Genomic DNA, 19,594 nt, shown 5'->3' with positions numbered 1-19,594 from the left:
AAGGCGGCCGAAGCTCATGAACACTATGGCCGCTTTAATAAACTATCAGGGTTTGAAATCAATATATTTTTTCAATGGGTGAAAGGTGAAGTTCATCAAAACTAGCTACTCTTTTGGAATTCCTCATGATTGTCCTTTTCAGAATCAATTATCATGAAGAATTCTTTACTTCTATTAATATCTTCTTTAGTTGTTGTCATAAGAGTAACTACTACCCCAACTAGGGCAGAGATTATAGCACCAATTGGACTGACAAAATAGGTTGGAAAACCATTGGCTAGAGCAATTGTGCAATATAAAAGTCCTACAAACATTGAGGCAATTGCAGCTGTAGCATTATAACGCCTCCAATAGAGAGAGGTTAAAATAGGGATCGCTACCATTCCCGTAAAGATAGAGAGATACAGCAGTGAATTTTGAATATTACCAACAAAAATTATTCCGAAAATCAGTGTGGAAATAGCTATCGCTGTTAATCCAACCCTACTTGCATTTATATAATATTTTTCACTCTTATCTTTTGCGAAATACCTCTTAACTAGATCATTTATAACAATGGAGACTGCTGAATTCCAAACAGCTACTACTGTACTGATTCCCACTAACAGTAGCGTCACTAGAAGCAATCCTTGAATGATAGGGTGACTGTAATTAGCCACCAACAGTGGTAACGCTTGTTCTGGTTCACTTAAATTCGGCATCGCTACCTTTGCCAACATTGTGGAAACTGCCACAAATCCATATAAAAGTACAATCAATATTGTATTAAAGAGCATCGCCTTATAGGCTATATTTTCATTTTTAGCCGAGAAGACTCTTTGTCCGTACCAAGGAGCTGCTATATAAAGAAATGTTATTTGTAATCCCCAAGTCAACGCGATTGGAAAGTTAACCTCTGTGTCCCAAACTGGTTTTAACGATAAAAGTCGAGGCTCATATACCTGGCTCAAATTAGAAAGCCCGCCAGCAGCTTCTAGGCCAATAAAGAAAATAGCTGGTATGCCAACTACTATCATAATAAAAGCGACAACATCTATTCCAATTGCGGTAACCAGCCCCCCTGTTATTGCTAAAAGTAAACAAATGATAACAACAACAACTGAAAAAGTTATCGGATTTACGCCTAATAATACGTGCCCAATTACTGATATACCAGCTAAATATGCCGCTGGGGCTAGCCAGGTATAAAACAGGGTAATGAATGTGGATAATACACGTATTGTTTCAGAAAATTTTTGATTAGAAAATCTTATATCAAAAAATTGAGGTATGGTTGATATATTTAGTTTTCTATACTTTTTTGCTACTGTGAAAGCGTATACTAAAAAAACCACAATAAAAATTAATGAAGTGTACCAAACCCCAACGGTTCCGAATGCATAAGCCACTGAAGCTCCACCTATTAACGTTGCTGTATTAAACTCAGCTGCTACTAATGTCGCTGTTAAAGCGAACAATCCAGTCTTTTTACCTGCCAGATTGTAATCTTGATAATTGTTTATCCTTTTATAAGATGAGTAGGCGACGTATGCCAAGATTAATAAGAACAACATTAAAATAAAATATTTTATTCCCATGCCAACCTCCGAATTTATAATATTTTGAATTATCAGTGTTCAGAATCCGTATGGGTGTCAAATGTTGTAATGATCCAATGGGGAAACGAATTAGTTTCACCATTGGATAGAATAAAACGACTAATTTAAATTGATCCAAACGCTCTTTACTTCCGTATAATTGTTTAGGGCATATGAACCCATTTCCCGTCCAAACCCAGATTCCTTATATCCGCCGAAAGGTGAGGCTGGGTCTGTTACATTATAACAATTGACCCACACCGATCCTGCTTTTAGTCGACTAGCAACATAGTGGGCATTTTTAACATTCTCGGTCCATAAACCTGCTGCAAGTCCAAAATTTGAGTTATTTGCCCTGTCAATAACTTCATCTAAATTTTCATATGGCATGGCAACAACTACCGGTCCAAAGATTTCTTCTCTTGCTATGGCCATTTCCTCTTTTACATCAGTGAAAATAGTAGGCTCTACAAAGTAACCTTTATCGGAATGTCCCCCACCGCAAAGCATAGTCGCTCCTTCTTCATTTCCTTTGTTTATATATTGAACTACGCGATTTTGCTGTTCTTTAGAGACAAGTGGCCCCATCTCTGTATCAGGGGATATGCCGCTACCCTGCTTTACACTTTGAGCGAAGCTCATTAAATCAGACACCACATTATCAAATGTTTTCTTTTGAATATAAACTCTGGATCCGGCACTGCAAACTTCACCTTGGTTGGCCATTATACCTGAGAAAACCCCAGGTGCTGCCTTAGACAAATCAGCATCTGGCAAAATAATATTTGGAGATTTTCCACCTAATTCAAGAGTGACACGCTTCATCGTATCCGCTGCTTTTTTCATAATCGCTTTACCAACATTTGTCGAACCTGTAAAAGCAATTTTATCCACTTGGGGGTGTTGAACTAATGCGTCTCCTGCAGTCTCTCCAAAACCGGGCACGATATTTATAACTCCTTCTGGAAAGCCGGCCTCTGCTGCCAACTGGGCAAGGTAAAGAGCTGATAACGGAGTTTGTTCTGCTGGTTTCAATACCACCGTACAACCTGTGGCCAGTGCAGGGGCAATTTTCCATGCAGCCATCATGAGCGGAAAATTCCACGGAATAATTTGTCCAACTACGCCAACAGGTTCATGGCGTGTATAGTTAAAATAATTTCCTGAAACTGGGATTGTCTGCCCAACAATCTTAGTCGTCCACCCTGCAAAATACTCAAATTGACCAACCGCATTTGGAATATCATTCCCTAAGACTTCATTTATGGGCTTGCCATTATCAAGAGAATCAATTTCGGCCAACTCTTGTTTATTATCTTCTATTAGTTGGGCAAGTCGATACATCAACCTTCCTCGTTCTGAACCGCTCATTTTAGACCAAGGCCCTTGTTCAAATGCTTTTTTTGCAGCAGCCACGGCTTTATCGACATCCTCAGCCTGAGCTTCACTAACATATGCTAAAACTTCACCATTCGCCGGATTATAGGTTTCAAACGTTTTACCTGAATATGAATCTACAAATTCACCATTGATAAACAACTTTTTGGTACCCTTTAAAAAATCCGCTACCTTATTTGAAAGTTCAATCGTTTGAGTCACTCTAACAACCTCCTATCAAAAATCATTCAATGTTCGCAAGCAAGATAAATTATATAGCTGATTCTAAAATATTATATATGTCCTGCCTGGTTGCTTTTCGTGGATTAGGTGCCATATAAAGCTCATCGTTGAAGGCAATATCTGTTAAAACATTTATGTTTTCTTTATCTACACCAATGGCACTTAGTTTCTCAGGAATACCAACTTCTCTTGTTAAAGTTCTAACCTTTTCAACCGCAGCTTTAGCCGCATCCTCCACGGAAAGGCCCCAAGTATTTACTCGTAATGCTTCACCAACTTGCGCAAACTTATAAGGATCTGCCATCCAATTAAACTCCAGTACATATGGGAGAAGAATGGCATTTACTATTCCATGGGGAGCGTCATACTGTGCACCAATCGCATGTGAAATCCCATGAACCAAACCTAAACCGCCGTTTGCCATTCCAATACCTGTAGATGTACTAGCTTGAACCATCTTATTCATTGCCTCTATGTTATCTGTATTCGCGGTAGCTTCAAGAATGGAAGACCCAATAACCCGCACTGCGTGTAGATTTAATGCATCTGTAATAACCGAGCCATTTCTTGAAACATACCCTTCAATTGCGTGTGTTAATGCATCCATCCCTGTTGATGCTACCAGTGATCCCGGCATACCTCTTAATAGCTCACCGTCTAAGAAGGCTACAGCAGGAAACAATGTTTGCCCAAAAACAAGCTTTTTAGTTTTTAGCTCTGTATTATCTTCCGTTATAACCGCTGCATGCCCTCCCTCACTTCCAGTTCCAACCGTTGTAGGAATAGCAAACAGAGGTGTCGGATCTTTTTTATAGATATCGAAGCCAAAATAATCAGCAATAGATCCGCCATTTGTAAGTAATACTGAAAGTGCTTTTGCACTGTCTATTACACTTCCACCACCTACAGCTAAAATACTTTTAATGCCCCTATCCTTGAATAAATTATATGCTTCATCGGTAGCCGTTACGGTCGGATTTGGTTTAACTTCATCATAAACAATTGTTTCCACATTAGTAGACTTCAATATTGTTTCTACCTTTTCCAGTATTCCAGAATTTTTTATTCCTTTGTCTGTTACAATCAGCATTGTACTGCAGTCATTCTTATTTATTTCATTTTTCAGTTGTTCTACACAACCGGAACCAGTTACCAATTTAGTTTTTGCTAGGAATTCCGTTAATTTGTTTGCACTCATGTTAATTCCTCCCTCAAATTTTGACTGAGCCTTTCTCAGATATTCTTTTTCAAAAGAGATTCATGACACAAATTGCCGATTATTTTTTAAGATCCTATAAAGCACAAAGCTCAATTAGGCAACCACCTCCTTAAATTGAAATCTTTTGGCTAATTCAGCATAATAAGTGATAGAGTCAATATATTGATTCAAGTCAACATATTCATCAGGTTGATGAGCCAGCTTTTCATTACCCGGCCCGTAAATGATGATCGGTATTTTCAGGCTAGGAGAGAAAATAGACGCATCGGTGTAATAATTTGCCCCCATCTCTTCAACGCTTACTTGATTTAATTCTTTATTGGTTTTTAACGCCAATTGTACAAACCTATTATCTTTTTCATTTTCAAGAGCTGGTAAATTATTAATAACATTCAGTTCAGCATGAAAGTGATCAATTTTAGTTTCCAAGTCTTTAAGTATTTCTTCCATTTCCTCTACGATTTGTGCATGCTCGATATCCGGAATTGTCCGTATATCTAATGTCAACTTGCACTGGTCAGGAACTACGTTTGTTTTCACACCTCCATCGATTGTACTGATTGTGAGAGTTGGTTTTCCTAATAGGGCATGTTCTTGATCATAAGAAAATGTAAACTTCTTTAATCTTTCAATAAGCTCGCTCATATGAACGATAGCATTGACCCCCTCACTCGGCATGGACCCGTGGGCTGTCTTTCCAAATAGTTTAATTTCAAGCCACAACGCACCTTTGTGAGCAGTGAAAACCCTTCCATTACTAGGCTCAGCGATTACCATTGCTCCCGCGTTCTTCAATGCATCATCATCAACCATTAAAGAAGCCCCTATACAATCAACTTCCTCGCCTGCCGTTCCAACAAAGATTACATCATGTTCAAGCATTTCATCCCTTTCTTTCAAAATAATCATAGCTTCAATCAATGCGGCCACGCCGCTTTTCATATCACAAGAACCTCGTCCATAGACTTTTCCATCCTCTATCACAGCTGAAAAAGGCTGGTACTTCCATGAATTATCACCGACTGGTACAGTATCAAGATGCCCACTAAATATGAGCGAAGGCTTTTTAGGATTTCTCCCTTTCAATCGAACAATGATATTTGCCCTATCCTTTGAAAACGCTTTAATTTCTGTAGATAAGCCAGCTTTGTTAGCATGTTCAGCTATTGCATTGGCAACCGCAAGCTCATTCCCCGGAGGATTAACACTATTAATACTGATTAACTTTTGCAAAAAATGAATTGCTCTTTTTTGATTAACCATAAGATCAACCGCCTGTTTAATATTTTGAAAATGAATTCTTGATAGAAACAACCCTAATAATTAATTGGTTGTAATTGTTTACAATACTACCACCTGGTGATTTGGATATGGGAACAAATAATGAATAATCCATTTGTACATACGAACAAGCAGGTGTAAAATTCCATGTATATCATAAATATCAAATGCGCCTTGGCGTATTTGCGCCCAGATTTTATCGAGCTCCGCTCAATAAACTTCCTCTGAAAATCTGTGGTATCCGCCGGAGGCTTTAACTTTATTCAGCAGGGGTTTGAACCCCTACTGAATGGAATACAAGTATGCATTTATCTCACCACTTACAGAAGTGGGAGATTTCTGCTGAATGAAGTAAAAAAATTACATCAAGTTGATGTTCTTAAAGTATTTTTAACCAAGGTGATGATGGAAAATGGATATAAATGATGTCATACAATTAGATGTACTCAAAAATGTAGAAATCCTTGCCGGAGAAAAAGGTTTAAAAAATACTGTCTTAAATACCACAATCATTGATGCACCGGATGGATATAAATGGTGTGCCAGTGGCGACTTTATAATATCTACCGGATATCCATTCACAAGCAATATGCATTGGGAAGAAGGAATTACAAAGTTACTGAAACTGCTTATTGAAAAGAATTGTTCTGGCTTAGGAATAAAATTAGGACGTTATATTCCAGGGTTACCTGAGGATGCCATTTCTTTAGCAAATAAGAATAACTTTCCAGTTCTTTCTCTGCCAAATAAGGTTTCTTGGTCAGAAATCATTATGCCTATAGTTACTAGAATAAACAAACAGCATCAGGACGAACTAGAAATGACTCACACTGTTTACGAAATGTTTCATAATCACCTTAAAAAGCAAGGCAATTTAAAAGATCTTGCCCAGTTACTTAATGAGATTTTAAACACTCCAGTCACTATCTACATTAGAAACACCAATCAAAAGTTTGATGTAATGGAACCTTACTTTTCAAAAGAAGAGATAGAGAATATCATATCGGCGTTCTCATGTGATAGAGAACAACCGATACAGAAGTTATATTGGCAACATAAAAGTTTTACCGTTAGGTGGATATACAGTTCAAATAGTTTGGAAGGCGGAGTTTTCTTATGGAAAGAGCATTCACATCTTCACACATGGCAAAAAGCAGCCATTGAACAGACGGCTGTCATATCAGCTTTAGAAATTGAAAGAATGAGAACAGTATCTTCAGTATTTCAACGGTTTAGAAATGATTTTTTGTCCATGCTATTGTCAGAAAAAGTGGAATCACGCGATACCTTATCAAGACGTGCCGAAGAGGTAAATTGGCATTTAAAGGATCGTTATAATGTAGTATTGCTAGATTTTGATATTAAGGTTAACAAATCAAATAACATATCTATTTGGCAACGGAAGGAAAACATTTTAGAAATGCTGGAGTATGAATTAAAGTGGGTTCTTCCTGAAGCACTCATCGGTTTTGATAAAAATAATATATTCACTTTATTAATTCCAAATCAATACACACAAAATGAACTTGTAAATAACTTAACCAAACTAGTAAAAAAGATCAATATAACCTTTTATGGGGGAATTGGACGCGATAACAATGTGGAAAATTTATCCGTTAGTTATAACGAAGCCTTGTTGGCATTAAAAGTTGCCTACGCAAACATGCCTATTGATACTCAAATTAAAGTAGGGCAATTGTACATCCGTAACTTTTCTGAATTAAGTGTAGAACGTATCTTATTTTCGCAGGCCCCCCATTATGAAGCAAAAAAACTTGTAGAAGATTGCTTAGAGAAAATTATCAAGTACGATAACGAAAAAAACAGTGAGCTCTTATATACTTTAAAAACATTTTTAGCGAACAACGCAAACTTTGATCATACTGCTGATGCTTTATATATTCATAAAAATACTGTTAGATATCGCCTAAAGATGATTGAGGACTTAACTCAACTTGATCCTAAAAATATAAAGGACCAACTTCTTTTCCAAATGTCCTTAATAGCTGTAAATGTATTGGATCCTACTTCCAACACAATAAAATAGGTAAGAGATCAGAAAGCAAATCATAGTGCATGAGCGAAAAATTGTAGAAAAAAGACTCTTCAGCCATTGCAGGAATTAGGAATGTTTTGCTTGAATGTATTTGTATCAAACGTAAAGGGGTTTATATGATGAAGCAGCGGCATGAAGTATTGTTTGAGCAGTTGGAAACGTATCGACGTTTAGTTCTGAGCGTACTGGAAGATGTTTCAGAAGAAAAGGCAGAGGTTATACCGAAGGGTTTCAACAACAATATCCGCTGGAATTTGGGACATCTATATCTTGACCAATATTTATGGATCCAAGCTGTAACGAAGGAAAGGACGGTTGTTCCAAATGAATTCAATCAATGGTTTGGATTTGGGACATCACCGAAGGATTTTACAAATAGAACACCTTCCTTTGCTGAACTAAAAAATCTTTTGGAAAAGCAGCACCATGATATAAAAAATGAGTATGGTCATAGACTAGAAGAGGAATTCTCACCAACAGAAATGGGGATGCATACAATCGAACAAGTTTTAATTCGCACAATTTTTCATGAAGGAATGCATTTACAAACCATTTTAGATATAAAGAAAGTAATGGCGGAGAACACAGAAGCCAAGCCTGCCAGATAACACCATTTATAGGAATATGCCTTAAGAGGTAAAAATTGATTCAACTTGTGTGGAACTAATTGAATTTCAAAATTTTGGCTGGCAAGCTTCTTTTTACTCCCTAACCATACCAGGTCTACTCATTGCTGGCTTAAACAGAGAATCGTGCCGGTTCAAAAGGTGTAAGCACCTTTTTCGCCTCCTGGCAGCCTTTAATGTACTCCTTCATCCGTATACCTGTAATGGGGCTTAGCAAAATACCGTTTCGGTAATGTCCGGTACATATATGCAGCCCCTCAATAAACGGGTGAGAACCCATGACCGGCAAATGATCAGCCGCTTGAGGACGCACACCGGCCCATGTTCGATCGACTGCTCCATCTTGAAGCACGGGCAACAAGCGGGAAGCCCGCTTCAAAAGAGAGAGAATACCGCGAGCCGTTACAGACGTATCAAAGGAACCGGGAAGTGACGTTGCTCCGATTAGCATTTCTTTATTTCGCTTCGGGACAATATAACACCCATCTACAGCAAAAACTGTTTTAACCGGTGCAGGGCCGGCCAAACGAATTGATAAGCATTCACCTTTGACAGGAATGACCGGCAGGGAAAAGCCTGTTTCGGCCAAGAGACTGCTGCTCCAGGCACCGGCCGCAACCATGACTTGAGTTGTCTGAAACCGACCGATCGAAGTATCGATTCCAGATATCTGACCTTGCTGAATCACAAGACGAAGAACTTTTGTTTCCTCGTACACATGTACGCCAGCATTCTTCGCCGCTTTCAAAAAAGCCCGGGCGAGCAGTGGCGCTTTTACTTGATGGTCTTTTTCCAGTAAAATAGCACCGGCAGTTCGGGACGTCATACAAGGCTCGACTTCCGGCACTTCCTCCGGCTCAAGCCACTGAATGGATGGGTCTTTTTCAGATAAAAAGCGATATTGCCGGTGCAACTCATCCCGGTCCGATTCCGTGGCGGCTGTTTTTACTAAGCCAGCCGTTCTTAATTCAATGTCAATGCCCGTTTCAGACAGCAATTCGTCGCGAAGGGTAGGAAACATCATCCTGCTTTCCAATGCCATTTCCAACAACGGGTTTTCCCTCTCAAACTCATTTTGTGCCCCTAGCATGCCGCCTGCTGCCATAGAGGCCTTCCCGGCTTTACCTGCATCAAATATAGCCACGCTTAAGCCTTCCTTAGCCAGCCGATAGGCAATAGAGCAACCAATTACACCACCGCCGATAATAATATGGTCATATGCTTTCAATATTTCCACTCCTTATGAGTCAATCAAATGCGCCTTGGCGTATTTTCACCCAGATTTTATCGAGCTAAAGCTCGATAAATTTCCTCTGAAAATCTGTGGCATCCGCCGGAGGCTTTAACTTTATTCAGCCGAGGCTTGAACCCCCACTGTTGGAATACCAATAAGCATTCATCTCACCACTTACGGATGTGGGAGACTTCTGCTGAATGAAGTTAAATAAAAACGCCGCTTTCATAGAAGAAAGCAGCGCTTCATGTAAACAGTGTATAACATACAATTGATTTACGTTTTGCCACTTCCCTCCGCCAGTACGAACTGGATCAGGTTCCAGGAGTCCCAAAGTCAATCACTTTGATCTCAGCCCTTTTCAAAGGCACCTCCAGTGGGTAAATTGTTCATTTTTTTCAGATTAACATACTACTAGAAAGTTGTCACTTGAATCTTTGCATATCAACTCAGAAGTAGTAACAGGCAAGAGCCAATGCCGTCCCACTCCAGTGTCACCGTAAACTGGAAATTCCTGAAAACGGAACCGGCCTCTTGTCCGTAATTTTAAAATAATAGCGAATTGCTTCAGCAATGCGTCTTGAGGCTTCTCCATCCCCGTATGGATTGACCGCTTTGGCCATTTTTTCATGGGCTGATGGATCTGTTAATAGTTCATTTGCCAATTGATAGATCGTTTCCTCTTGAAGTCCGGTTAGTTTCAAAGTCCCCGCTTCGATTCCTTCAGGACGCTCCGTCGTATCCCTTAATACCAGGACAGGAACTCCCAATGACGGAGCTTCTTCTTGTACCCCGCCGGAGTCACTGAGTATCAGATAGGCCTTATTCGCAAAGTTGTGAAAGTCAATCACATCCAGCGGTTCGATTAAATGAATTCTGGGATCGTTTCCCAAAATCTCATTCGCAGTCTCCCGGACTGCAGGATTTAAGTGAACAGGGTAAACCACTTGTATGTCAGGATGGTCCTCTGCCAGACGCTTGACGGCCCGAAATATATTTCTCATGGGTTCTCCCAGATTCTCCCGCCGGTGGGCCGTTAACAGAATGAGACGGTCTTCCCCGACTTTTCCAAGCACCGGGTGCGTATATTCATCCCTTACTGTTGTTTTCAGAGCATCTATGGCCGTATTTCCGGTAATAAAAATCGTTCCTTCCTTTTTGCCCTCTTCCAATAAATTATTGGCGGATTGTTGGGTCGGAGAGAAATGCAAATCGGCCATCACGCCTGTCAGCTGGCGGTTCATTTCTTCCGGAAACGGGGAATATTTATTCCAGGTCCTTAATCCGGCTTCTACATGGCCAACTGGAATCTGATTGTAAAAAGCAGCCAAACTGGCCGCAAAAGTGGTCGTTGTATCGCCATGCACCAGCACAATATCAGGCTGAGTTTTTTTCATAACCTCATCCAAACCCGTAAGTGCAGCCGTTGTCACTCCTGCAAGAGTTTGCCTGTCCCTCATAATGTTCAAGTCATAGTCCGGCTGAATATCAAATATGTTCAGTACTTGATCCAGCATTTGCCGATGCTGGGCCGTTACGGTAACGGTCGTTTCGAAATCATCCGGCCGCCTTTCCAATTCCAATATAAGCGGAGCCATCTTGATGGCTTCAGGTCTTGTTCCAAAAATGGCCATGACTTTGATTTTGTTATTCAACGATGATCAGTCCCCTCCAAAGCGTTCAGGATACCATTGCCTTTTGATGGTCTTCAACAAACTCATTCAAAATTTGCTCATAATCCTGTTCAATCAGAATGCTTTTAAATTTGGCAAGCTCTTCATCCTCATGAACCAGGTGATCCTGGTACAGCGCAAAAATTTTCTCTAGGACCATCACCGATGCGAAGGCCTCTTCTTCTCTGACATTTTTTAATTTATCCAGGTACCAATTTTTAAAATAATAATTAAATCGTTTCTCCATGTATTCCTCAAGTAAACCATGCTTTTTGAGGAATTTTTTTCTTGCATTCTCCAGCAGGTAATATTTTTCGAAAAAACGTTTCGTCACAGTGTTCACAGTGGAGCCCGAAACAGCGGCATAGTATATGTGAATTGGCAAATTAATCACCTTTGTCCGGCGGGCGTGCAAGAGCAACTCGTGAAAGAAGAGAGTATCCTGTCCCGCGGCACCGACAACCATTTCCAGGCCGTTGTTTACGATGACCTCTTTCCGCACAATTAAGGCTTGAATGCTCATGGCCTTAAATTGGCTGCTGCTTAAGTAGTGATGTACATTTTCAGAGATCACGCTACTTCCATTATATTGAATGGCTGTCTGATAATAGTCGAACAGCATCTCATCGTGAGCCAGGCGGACCATGTTGCCGACGGCCATATCATAGCGCCCGCCTTGCACTTCTTTATATAAGTGATCATATCCATCATGAATCGCTTCGTTATCCGGATCAAGATACGCGATGTAATTCGCCGTGGCCAACTCGGCACCTTTATTTCTTGGGCGCGACGCGCTGCCGCTGCCTCCCTCTTCAAAGAAAAAGGTTTTTACATTGGCATATTCATTTGCTATTCTTTTCACGATCCCGGGCGTATAACCGTCCGTCGAGCCGTCATCCACCATGACAATTTCCATATCATCAAACAAAGTGCTTCTCTTTAAGCTCAAAAAACATTTGTTCAACAAGTGGTCCCCATTATTGTAAACAGGGACAATTACGGATAGCTTATATTCTTTTGGCTGAACGGCCTTTTCGATTTTTTTGCTGTTAAATTCAAATCTGTCGATGCTGTATCCATTTTCGATATGGACAGGGCCTTCCATTTTCAATAATGCGGATAACGGAAAGGCGTCCTTCCAAAACACGGTTCTGTATTTATCTTTCATTTGATTCACATAGTCATGTTCGATGCCTTCCACCAGCTGATGGCCATCATAATACGCATCCTTCGTAATATAATCACAATTTGTATACTTAAATCCATTGATCATATCTTCCAGGTAAAACTCTCCATACTCCTTTTGGGGATCAAAAAATGCCACGATATCATATTCTTTTAAGGCTTCTTCATTCACTTCGTTTTCTGCAAACAGCTTTTTATACGGATAGGTTTGCTTGTTAAATGCTGAACAAACAGCCTGCGTTTTTTCCTTCACGATCACAGTTGCTTTTCGATTCTTCGTTCCGGTTTTAAAGCCGATTTTTTCAAGCATTTCTTCTATTCGATGATAGCTCGTTTCTTTGGACATGACCCTTCGAATGCCCCAAACCTGATGTTGATAAACTTCTTCCTTCGTAAAGCTCTCAAAAATCGATTGAATTTCTTTTTCATTATGAATGGTGAACACATTCGGAAATTGATTGTTTACCCCGATACTGTAATTGGAAAGCAAATTGTTCCCCAAAGCCTGCACTTCATAAATCCTATTGGCAAACATCGTATCACTGTATTTCACACTGTTCAGGTTAATGGTCCAGTCAAACAGTTTATACAGCTTTTGTAAATATTGATGTTGGATCGAAGGAGAAACATACTGCAAATACTCTTCTGGGAAAAAAAATTGCTCCAATTTTAATTCAAAGTTCCGATCAATAATTTTCAACCCTTTCCCTGCCTCCAATACCCCGTCAAACAACACTCTTGTCTCTTCCTGGCGATCGGGGTATTTTTCATACCAAGAGCCTGCAAATAACACTTCTTTCCTTTTAGGAAATTTCCGCATGCCGATGGGATGATGATAGGTGGGATTGACGCCGAAACCGAGCAAAAACACATTCTCATTGCCGCAATTCGCTTTATAGCATTCTATTTTTTCTTCCGCTGTCGTAAAAATATAATCACATTTTTGAGCAATTCCCAGAAAAACATGATAATTGACAGGGTCTTCCTTTGAGTAAAATACGATTTTCGTTCCTCTATCCCGGAAATAATCGATGACTTTCTCCAAATCTTCCCTGTGCTTTCGGATGTTCGGATTTCCAAGCCCTTTCCATTTTGAATCGATTCCCTTCCACGCCGATACAACCAAAAGAACATCCAGGTCTTCACGTATTTCTTTGTACCTGTCCCGGTCTATATAAATAAAGTTGGCGACTCCCTGAAAAGAATGAAATAAAAACTCATCACAAATAATGCCGATGTTCGCTTTGATTTGTTCATAAAACCGGCTGCCGTTGCTATCCGGAATTTGATCCAGCAAAGGTTTGATCTCTTCCAAAAAGTGTTTGTCCGATACTTGATCCCTATAGGATAAATAGGCTCCTTTATCTTTTACGCTGCCGATCGATGCATCCAGGAAATCATACTTGCTTTCATAGACAGCGCCGTATTGTTCCATAAGCGTTTTCCGGTCTTCGTTGATTTCTTCTCTTATTTTCTTTTTTAAATGCTTTAATGTGGATAATCTTCGGTCAATCGCTGCTTCATCCACTTGATTTCCCCCCAAAAAGACTTCTGCGTTTTTTCCAATAATATAAAGCAAATTTTCCAAGCTTGGAGTTGCTGAGCGCTTGATACTTTCGCAATAATTCCTTGTAGGAAATGAGCAGCTTTTCCTCTCTCGAGTAAGCTGCTTCCAAATGTTCCTGCAAGTAAATATTCTTCATGATCCGGTCCATGCTGGCTTGCTTTTCCTGCTGCCATGCTTCTTCCATTGTTATCGGAATGCTATTCAAATCCCGATGCAGCGGCCATGCCCCGGAAACTTTTTTAAAGACAGCACCTATCCCATTGCCGAAAAATTGCATCTCAATGATTTGGAGGGATTCCGTTTGAAGCTGATAGACTTCCGTTGCGTAAAAAAATTTCAATGAACGGCCTGATTCATAGGAAACCGTTATGACAAGGCGGCCGTCTTCTTTTAGTAATCCGAAAGCTTTTTCCATTACTTTCCGGGTATCCGTTCCATACTGGAAGATATTCCTTACAATCACGGAGTCAAATGTCTCGCCTTCAACATCATCTGTCAGCACATTGTTGCATCTGCAGTTTGACGGATCTTCACGGTCCAGCAGCGGATTCACACATTGAACCGATTGTTCGGAGAGATCGATCCCGCTGCCTCTTTCTCTTCCCATAAAAATGGAATCCAATCCTTGGGAACATCCAATTTTTAAAATGAGACCGCCTTTCGATTTTTCACAAATCCATTTTTCGATAAGGTTGATATGCTCCTTTTTTTCCATATAATCAAAAGTGTTTTTCACGGTATCAGACTCCCGGTTTATCTCTTATGCTAAGAAAAGCGCAAGGCGCGCAGCCTTAGGCGACAAGCACAAGGCGAATTTTGATGAGGGAGTTCCCCAGCCACCACAGCAATTTATCTTGATCCTTGCGCCGGTGGCGCCTGGCCGCCTCAAGCCGCCACATCCTGTCGCTTCGCTTGCACTAGTACTTCCTGTACGTCGCAGCTAGACATAGAAAAACTAAATTCGAACTAAATATTTCATCTGATTTAATACTTTCTTACTATGTCAGAAAAACAGGTGCGCCGGGGGAAAAATCCTTCCGACAGCACTCTATACGACACACGACTAACGTGTTCCCACCATGGTTTGCTTTTTGAAATGATATAGATTTCCGAAATTGATATATTGAAAGTCTTCCGAACGATTTTGAACGACGTTTTTCGTGTCAAACATCCGCTTGGTTGCCATGCCTGATAATTGGGAGAAGTCCAGCTCTTTAAATTCGTCATGATCGGTTAGCACGACAATCAAATCGGAATGAGCTACCGCTTCCCGGATGTCTTTCATAACAAGTCGGCTGTTGACATGGGGATCATACGCTTTTACGCCATATCGCCCCTCGAACTTCAGTCTTTCCAGCACCTCCATTGCCGGGCTTTTTCTCGTGTCGTCCACATTTCCTTTATAGGTCAAGCCGAACAATGTGACAGTTTTTCCGTTCACCTTTTGCATTAAAGCATTGATGTTCTCTACCACAAAGGCCGGCATGGAGGTGTTCACGCTGCGTGCCAATTGAATGATTTTGGCCGTTTCAGGCGCTTTGGAAACAATGAAATAGGGATCTACGGCAAGGCAGTGTCCTCCGACACCGGGACCCGGGTGATGAAGATTCACTCTCGGGTGTTTATTTGCCATTTGAATGACATCCAAGGCGTTAATTTCCAATTGGTCGCAGACCTTGGTCAGTTCGTTTGCCAATGCAATATTGACATCACGGAAGGTGTTCTCCATCAGCTTGGACATTTCAGCCGTTTTGGCATTCGTCCGGATCATTTCTCCTTGGACAAATGTAGAATAAACCCTTACGCCAGCTTCGGTGCAAGCCGGTGTGATGCCGCCGATAATCCGGTTGTTGTAAATGAGTTCGTGCATAATTTGGCCTGGAAGGACTCTTTCCGGACAATGAACGAGGAAAATGTCTTTCCCTGCAACAAATCCTGCAGCTTCAATGACTGGTTTGATATGATCATCCATGCTTCTGGGGGAAATCGTCGATTCCACAATCACGGTATTTCCTTTTTCCATGCAAGGAAGAATACGGTTCAACGCGTCCAATACATAGGTCAGGTCACATGATTGGTGGGGATCGCGCAAGTTGGGAGTCGGAACGGATAGTATAAAAGCATCCGCTTTTTCCGGATTCAGTGAAGCTTTAAAAGTCCCTTTTTCAATGACTTCCAGCAAGGCTTCCTTTAATCCCGGTTCTTCAATGTGAATTTCACCGGAATTCAGCATGCAGACTACATCTTTTTTCACATCCACTCCAACCACTTCCACACCATGCCTGGCAAACATGATAGATGTCGGCAGCCCTATATATCCCAGTCCCATTACACAAACTTTCATTTGAATTCCTCCAATTCTATGAAATTAGCGGATTACTGTCCGAAGTACGGAAATTACTGTCCAGAATATGAATTTACTGTCCGCGGTTAGAGAATACTGTCCAAAATACAAATTTACTGTCCGAAACTTGGAAACCCTGTTGCACATGTTTAAATTTGATCCGGTATAAACCGTAAATCTTTTGTTCAATTTATCTAGTTTGCTATCAAATAGTCATATACGGATAAAAAGTTTCTTTGCTCCTGCTCCCAATTGTATTTGTGTTTTGCACTCGCACAATTGTTCGCAAGCTGGCGGTATAAAGCTTTATTTTCCAACAGTTCGTTGACGGCACCGGCAATCTCTTTCTCACTGTGCGGGTCGATACAAAGGCCGACCTGTTCCTCTTGTACAATTCTTTTAATCTCCGGAAAATCACAAGCCACCACAGGTACGCCGGCCATCAAGTATTCAAATAATTTATTGGATGATGCGGAATAATGGTTAAAGCAAACGTTATTCAGCACCTGAAACCCGAGATAAGCATTTCTCGTATGTTTGGGCAATTCTTTCAGCGGTACTTTGGGTAAAAATTTCACCTTTTCTTCCAAATTCATATCTTTTACCAGTCGGATCAGGTCCGGTTTGATCCTGCCATCACCAATGAGTACAAGCGTCCCTTCCTTGAACAGGGGGGCCGCTTTAATGAGTTTGTCCAGTCCCCGGCCTGTTTGAATGCCTCCCTGGTACAGCAGAATCTTTTCACCTTTCGGCAATCCCAGTTGTTCGTGCAATGGCGCTTTTTCCGCCGATTGGCCGATTTCTTTAAAAGGGTAATTATGGACCACGTTTGGATAAAAGCCGTAAAGGTTTTCGCTGTATTCGGCCCTTGTGTGATTTTCTACGATCATGGCGTTTATTTTTTGAATAAAAAATCCTTCCATTTTTCCATACAGCGCCGAGTCATAACCTGTTCTGCTTGTTTGGACTTCGTGGGAATCATACACCAGCTTTTTCTTGCGAAATCTCCATTTTGCACAAATATATCCTTGAGGAAGGGTATTTAAATCATTTGAATGATAAATATCATAATCTTTTTTGAACCCGTGACGGATCATTCTTAAAAATATGCTCCCCCTCAACCAGAGCGCCCGGATTTTTTTCTGCATGAGCAATACTAATAGACAGAACAGAATAATGGGAATGTAAGGCGCATAAAACAATAAAACGCCGCCCAAAACCAATAAGGGAATAAGCATCATTTTATTTTTCCTGACGAGCCGGATCCCTTTTTGGAAAAGTTCCCAGACAACCGGATATCTTCTCACACGATAGACATGAAAATGAGGGTTTCTTTCCTCAAATCGGGGCAATCCCTTGTTACTCGGGTCGTGGATGCAAATGAGATCCACTTTATAACCATTTGCCGACAGTGCCGTACACTCTCTCAACACACGGGCATCATTCGTGAAATGATTCCATACAAACATACAAACTTTTTTCTTCATATTTCCATCCCGGCCTTATCCGTTTACTTTTCAATGCAATCGACAAGCGTTTCAATATTTTTCTCCCATATAAAAGATTTCCGGATATATGCTTCGCCATTTCTTGACATTTCCTGGCGCAGTTCTTTGCTTTTCAATAAATAGATGATTTTATGATACAGATCAGCTGCTGACCCGTCCTCACTGACCAAACCTACTTTTTCCTGTTCTATCAATGATTTGGAAAATCCCGAGACAGAGCCGACGATTGGAACTTTGCAAGTCATATAATCTATCACTCTTCCGGGAAGCACCGTGTGAAACACCTCTTTCTGTTTTAATGTAACGATGGCTACATCCGACTTCCCGATTAGGTTTAAACATTTTTTTCGTGTCGTAGGCGATAAAAAGGAGATATTTTTTAATCCGTTCTGCTGTGCAAATTCGTAAAATTGATTTTTTTCGACTCCGTAACCGATCACCGTAAGGCCGATATCATTTTCCGAAAGTTTGACAGCTAGCTCTTTTAACAAGGAAACATCTTGGGCCCGCCCCATATTCCCTGCATAAATCACCTGATTATGCGCCTTTTGAGCGGTTTGGCTTGCCATTTCGCATTGGCGTGCTGCGTTGGGCAAATACACAAGTTTCTCAGAAACAGGGCCCAACAGTTTTTTTATATAGTCTTGAAAACCAAGACTATTAATGATGATAAAGTCGGCTTTTCGGTAAAGGATTCTTTCAATCAAGTAAAATATATACAGGATAAAGGGATGATGAAACACTCCCACACCTTTCAATGATTCGGGCCACAAATCTCTTATATCCAAAATAAGCTTGTTTTTAAATTTCCATTTTGCCAATAGCCCCGCAAGAGCCACAAAGATCGGCGGAGACGACACAAAAATCACATCATACTGCTGCCGGTCTTTCAGGATGGCGAAAATCATCCTCCACATCATTTCCAGATAATAAAATAAGCGGCTCACGAAATTCCCGGAATATTTGCGGCTTCTGATTGGGATACGGGTAATATGCCGATCATTATTTAAATTTTCATCATCCCAAAAAGAAGCGTCCTCATATGTTTTTTTATTCGGGTAGGACGGCTCCGTCGTCAGCACTTGAACCAAATACCCCTTGTTTTTGAGGAGTTCATAGATATTTTTCATCCTGTTCGCGGCACTGCCAATTTCCGGATAAAAATTTTGAGAAATCAAAAGTACCTTTTTCATCTCTCACTTTCCTTCTCAGCTATTTTACTTTCGAAATAGTTTCCGGACAGTTGGGCATTTAACCCGTCCTCACGCCAAACCGGCGACGACTGTGCATCTAGGGATGAAATCATCCTCTCGGAATGGCCGAGTTACCCCCAAGATAACGGATGGGAGATCCAAACCGAACACGTACTACAGTACGCATTTCTATGTGTATACAAGTGTTAATTAAATAGTAGAGAAGTAATGTTAAATAAATATAAATGTTCTGTATGGTTTTTTTAAGGTTTTGTAAAGAAAAAGAAGGGACATTAAGATTGTGTAAAGAATGAAATGACAGATGAAGATTTGATCGAGGCATTAGACAAAGATGAAGGAGTGTCAATATCGGGTTTGTTCTTAGCGGTGGCGTATTGTTACGAACAGCCTTTGCTCCAATATATACGACTACAATTGCACAACACTCACTATATAGAATATGAAAATACTGTCCGATGACCAGAGATTACTGTCCGGAATCCTGGAAATA

General features: G+C 40.6%; 13 protein-coding genes and 1 riboswitch. Of the genes, 2 read left to right on the top strand and 11 right to left on the bottom strand.

The window, feature by feature from the left end:
- Nucleotides 1-101 precede the first annotated feature (101 nt).
- The 4 genes from D5F11_RS11915 to D5F11_RS11900 all read right to left on the bottom strand — a co-directional run bounded on the left by D5F11_RS11915 (nt 102) and on the right by D5F11_RS11900 (nt 5,679).
- Nucleotides 102-1,577: a sodium:solute symporter family protein gene (locus D5F11_RS11915; protein WP_120115572.1), complete on the bottom strand. Its 1,476-nt coding sequence runs from the start codon at nt 1,575-1,577 to the stop codon at nt 102-104.
- 120 nt (nt 1,578-1,697) lie between these two features.
- The gene (locus tag D5F11_RS11910) at nt 1,698-3,176 is read right to left on the bottom strand and encodes an aldehyde dehydrogenase family protein (RefSeq protein WP_120115571.1); all 1,479 of its coding nucleotides are present in this window, start codon (nt 3,174-3,176) and stop codon (nt 1,698-1,700) included.
- A 49-nt stretch (nt 3,177-3,225) separates the two neighbouring features.
- On the bottom strand, nt 3,226-4,395 hold the full coding sequence (locus D5F11_RS11905) for an iron-containing alcohol dehydrogenase (protein ID WP_120115570.1): 1,170 nt from the start codon (nt 4,393-4,395) through the stop codon (nt 3,226-3,228).
- Nucleotides 4,396-4,509: 114 nt separating this feature from the next.
- Nucleotides 4,510-5,679, bottom strand: coding sequence for a M20 family metallopeptidase (locus D5F11_RS11900; RefSeq protein ID WP_120115569.1), 1,170 nt, complete (start codon nt 5,677-5,679; stop codon nt 4,510-4,512).
- 430 nt (nt 5,680-6,109) lie between these two features.
- Between D5F11_RS11900 and D5F11_RS11895 the strand changes: the two genes are divergently transcribed.
- On the top strand, nt 6,110-7,744 hold the full coding sequence (locus tag D5F11_RS11895) for a PucR family transcriptional regulator (protein WP_120115568.1): 1,635 nt from the start codon (nt 6,110-6,112) through the stop codon (nt 7,742-7,744).
- Between the two features lie 128 nt (nt 7,745-7,872).
- Nucleotides 7,873-8,361 (top strand): DinB family protein, encoded by a 489-nt coding sequence (locus D5F11_RS11890; protein ID WP_120115567.1) that lies wholly within the window; start codon nt 7,873-7,875, stop codon nt 8,359-8,361.
- 130 nt (nt 8,362-8,491) lie between these two features.
- On the opposite strand, the gene thiO is transcribed toward D5F11_RS11890, so the two are convergent.
- The 7 genes from thiO to D5F11_RS11855 form a co-directional block, all read right to left on the bottom strand.
- Nucleotides 8,492-9,607, bottom strand: coding sequence for a glycine oxidase ThiO (gene thiO / locus D5F11_RS11885; protein ID WP_185830645.1), 1,116 nt, complete (start codon nt 9,605-9,607; stop codon nt 8,492-8,494).
- Between the two features lie 280 nt (nt 9,608-9,887).
- A riboswitch (TPP riboswitch) is annotated at nt 9,888-9,998 on the bottom strand.
- Between the two features lie 109 nt (nt 9,999-10,107).
- Nucleotides 10,108-11,268, bottom strand: a complete 1,161-nt coding sequence (gene wecB / locus D5F11_RS11880; RefSeq protein ID WP_120115565.1) for a non-hydrolyzing UDP-N-acetylglucosamine 2-epimerase — start codon at nt 11,266-11,268, stop codon at nt 10,108-10,110.
- A gap of 25 nt (nt 11,269-11,293) precedes the next feature.
- Nucleotides 11,294-13,999: a glycosyltransferase gene (locus tag D5F11_RS11875; protein WP_126646566.1), complete on the bottom strand. Its 2,706-nt coding sequence runs from the start codon at nt 13,997-13,999 to the stop codon at nt 11,294-11,296.
- Nucleotides 13,992-14,774 carry a class I SAM-dependent methyltransferase gene (locus D5F11_RS11870; protein WP_120115564.1) on the bottom strand — a complete coding sequence of 261 codons (783 nt, stop codon included), beginning with the start codon at nt 14,772-14,774 and terminating at the stop codon, nt 13,992-13,994. Before D5F11_RS11870 ends, D5F11_RS11875 begins: the two co-directional genes overlap by 8 nt.
- 327 nt (nt 14,775-15,101) lie before the next feature.
- Nucleotides 15,102-16,382 (bottom strand): nucleotide sugar dehydrogenase, encoded by a 1,281-nt coding sequence (locus tag D5F11_RS11865; protein WP_120115563.1) that lies wholly within the window; start codon nt 16,380-16,382, stop codon nt 15,102-15,104.
- Nucleotides 16,383-16,576: 194 nt separating this feature from the next.
- Entirely contained in the window at nt 16,577-17,869 is a 1,293-nt protein-coding gene (locus D5F11_RS11860; protein WP_120115562.1) for a glycosyltransferase, read from the bottom strand.
- Between the two features lie 23 nt (nt 17,870-17,892).
- Nucleotides 17,893-19,083, bottom strand: a complete 1,191-nt coding sequence (locus D5F11_RS11855) for a glycosyltransferase family 4 protein (RefSeq protein ID WP_120115561.1) — start codon at nt 19,081-19,083, stop codon at nt 17,893-17,895.
- Nucleotides 19,084-19,594: the final 511 nt, after the last annotated feature.

Origin of the sequence: Siminovitchia terrae, assembly GCF_003605405.2 — a bacterium.
In the GTDB taxonomy this organism is placed as follows: Bacteria; Bacillota; Bacilli; order Bacillales; family Bacillaceae_C; genus Siminovitchia; species Siminovitchia terrae.
The sequence above is the reverse complement of the archived record's forward strand: the minus strand, read 5'-3'. Positions and strand labels throughout refer to the sequence as shown.

What these genes read in the sequence shown, in the direction of transcription:
- D5F11_RS11915 (WP_120115572.1), bottom strand. Translation starts at nt 1,577, where the DNA reads ATGGGAATAAAATATTTTATTTTAATGTTGTTCTTATTAATCTTGGCA.
- D5F11_RS11890 (WP_120115567.1), top strand. Translation starts at nt 7,873, where the DNA reads ATGAAGCAGCGGCATGAAGTATTGTTTGAGCAGTTGGAAACGTATCGA.
- D5F11_RS11855 (WP_120115561.1), bottom strand. Translation starts at nt 19,083, where the DNA reads ATGAAAAAGGTACTTTTGATTTCTCAAAATTTTTATCCGGAAATTGGC.
- D5F11_RS11905 (WP_120115570.1), bottom strand. Translation starts at nt 4,395, where the DNA reads ATGAGTGCAAACAAATTAACGGAATTCCTAGCAAAAACTAAATTGGTA.
- D5F11_RS11895 (WP_120115568.1), top strand. Translation starts at nt 6,110, where the DNA reads ATGGATATAAATGATGTCATACAATTAGATGTACTCAAAAATGTAGAA.
- D5F11_RS11865 (WP_120115563.1), bottom strand. Translation starts at nt 16,382, where the DNA reads ATGAAAGTTTGTGTAATGGGACTGGGATATATAGGGCTGCCGACATCT.
- D5F11_RS11860 (WP_120115562.1), bottom strand. Translation starts at nt 17,869, where the DNA reads ATGAAGAAAAAAGTTTGTATGTTTGTATGGAATCATTTCACGAATGAT.
- D5F11_RS11900 (WP_120115569.1), bottom strand. Translation starts at nt 5,679, where the DNA reads ATGGTTAATCAAAAAAGAGCAATTCATTTTTTGCAAAAGTTAATCAGT.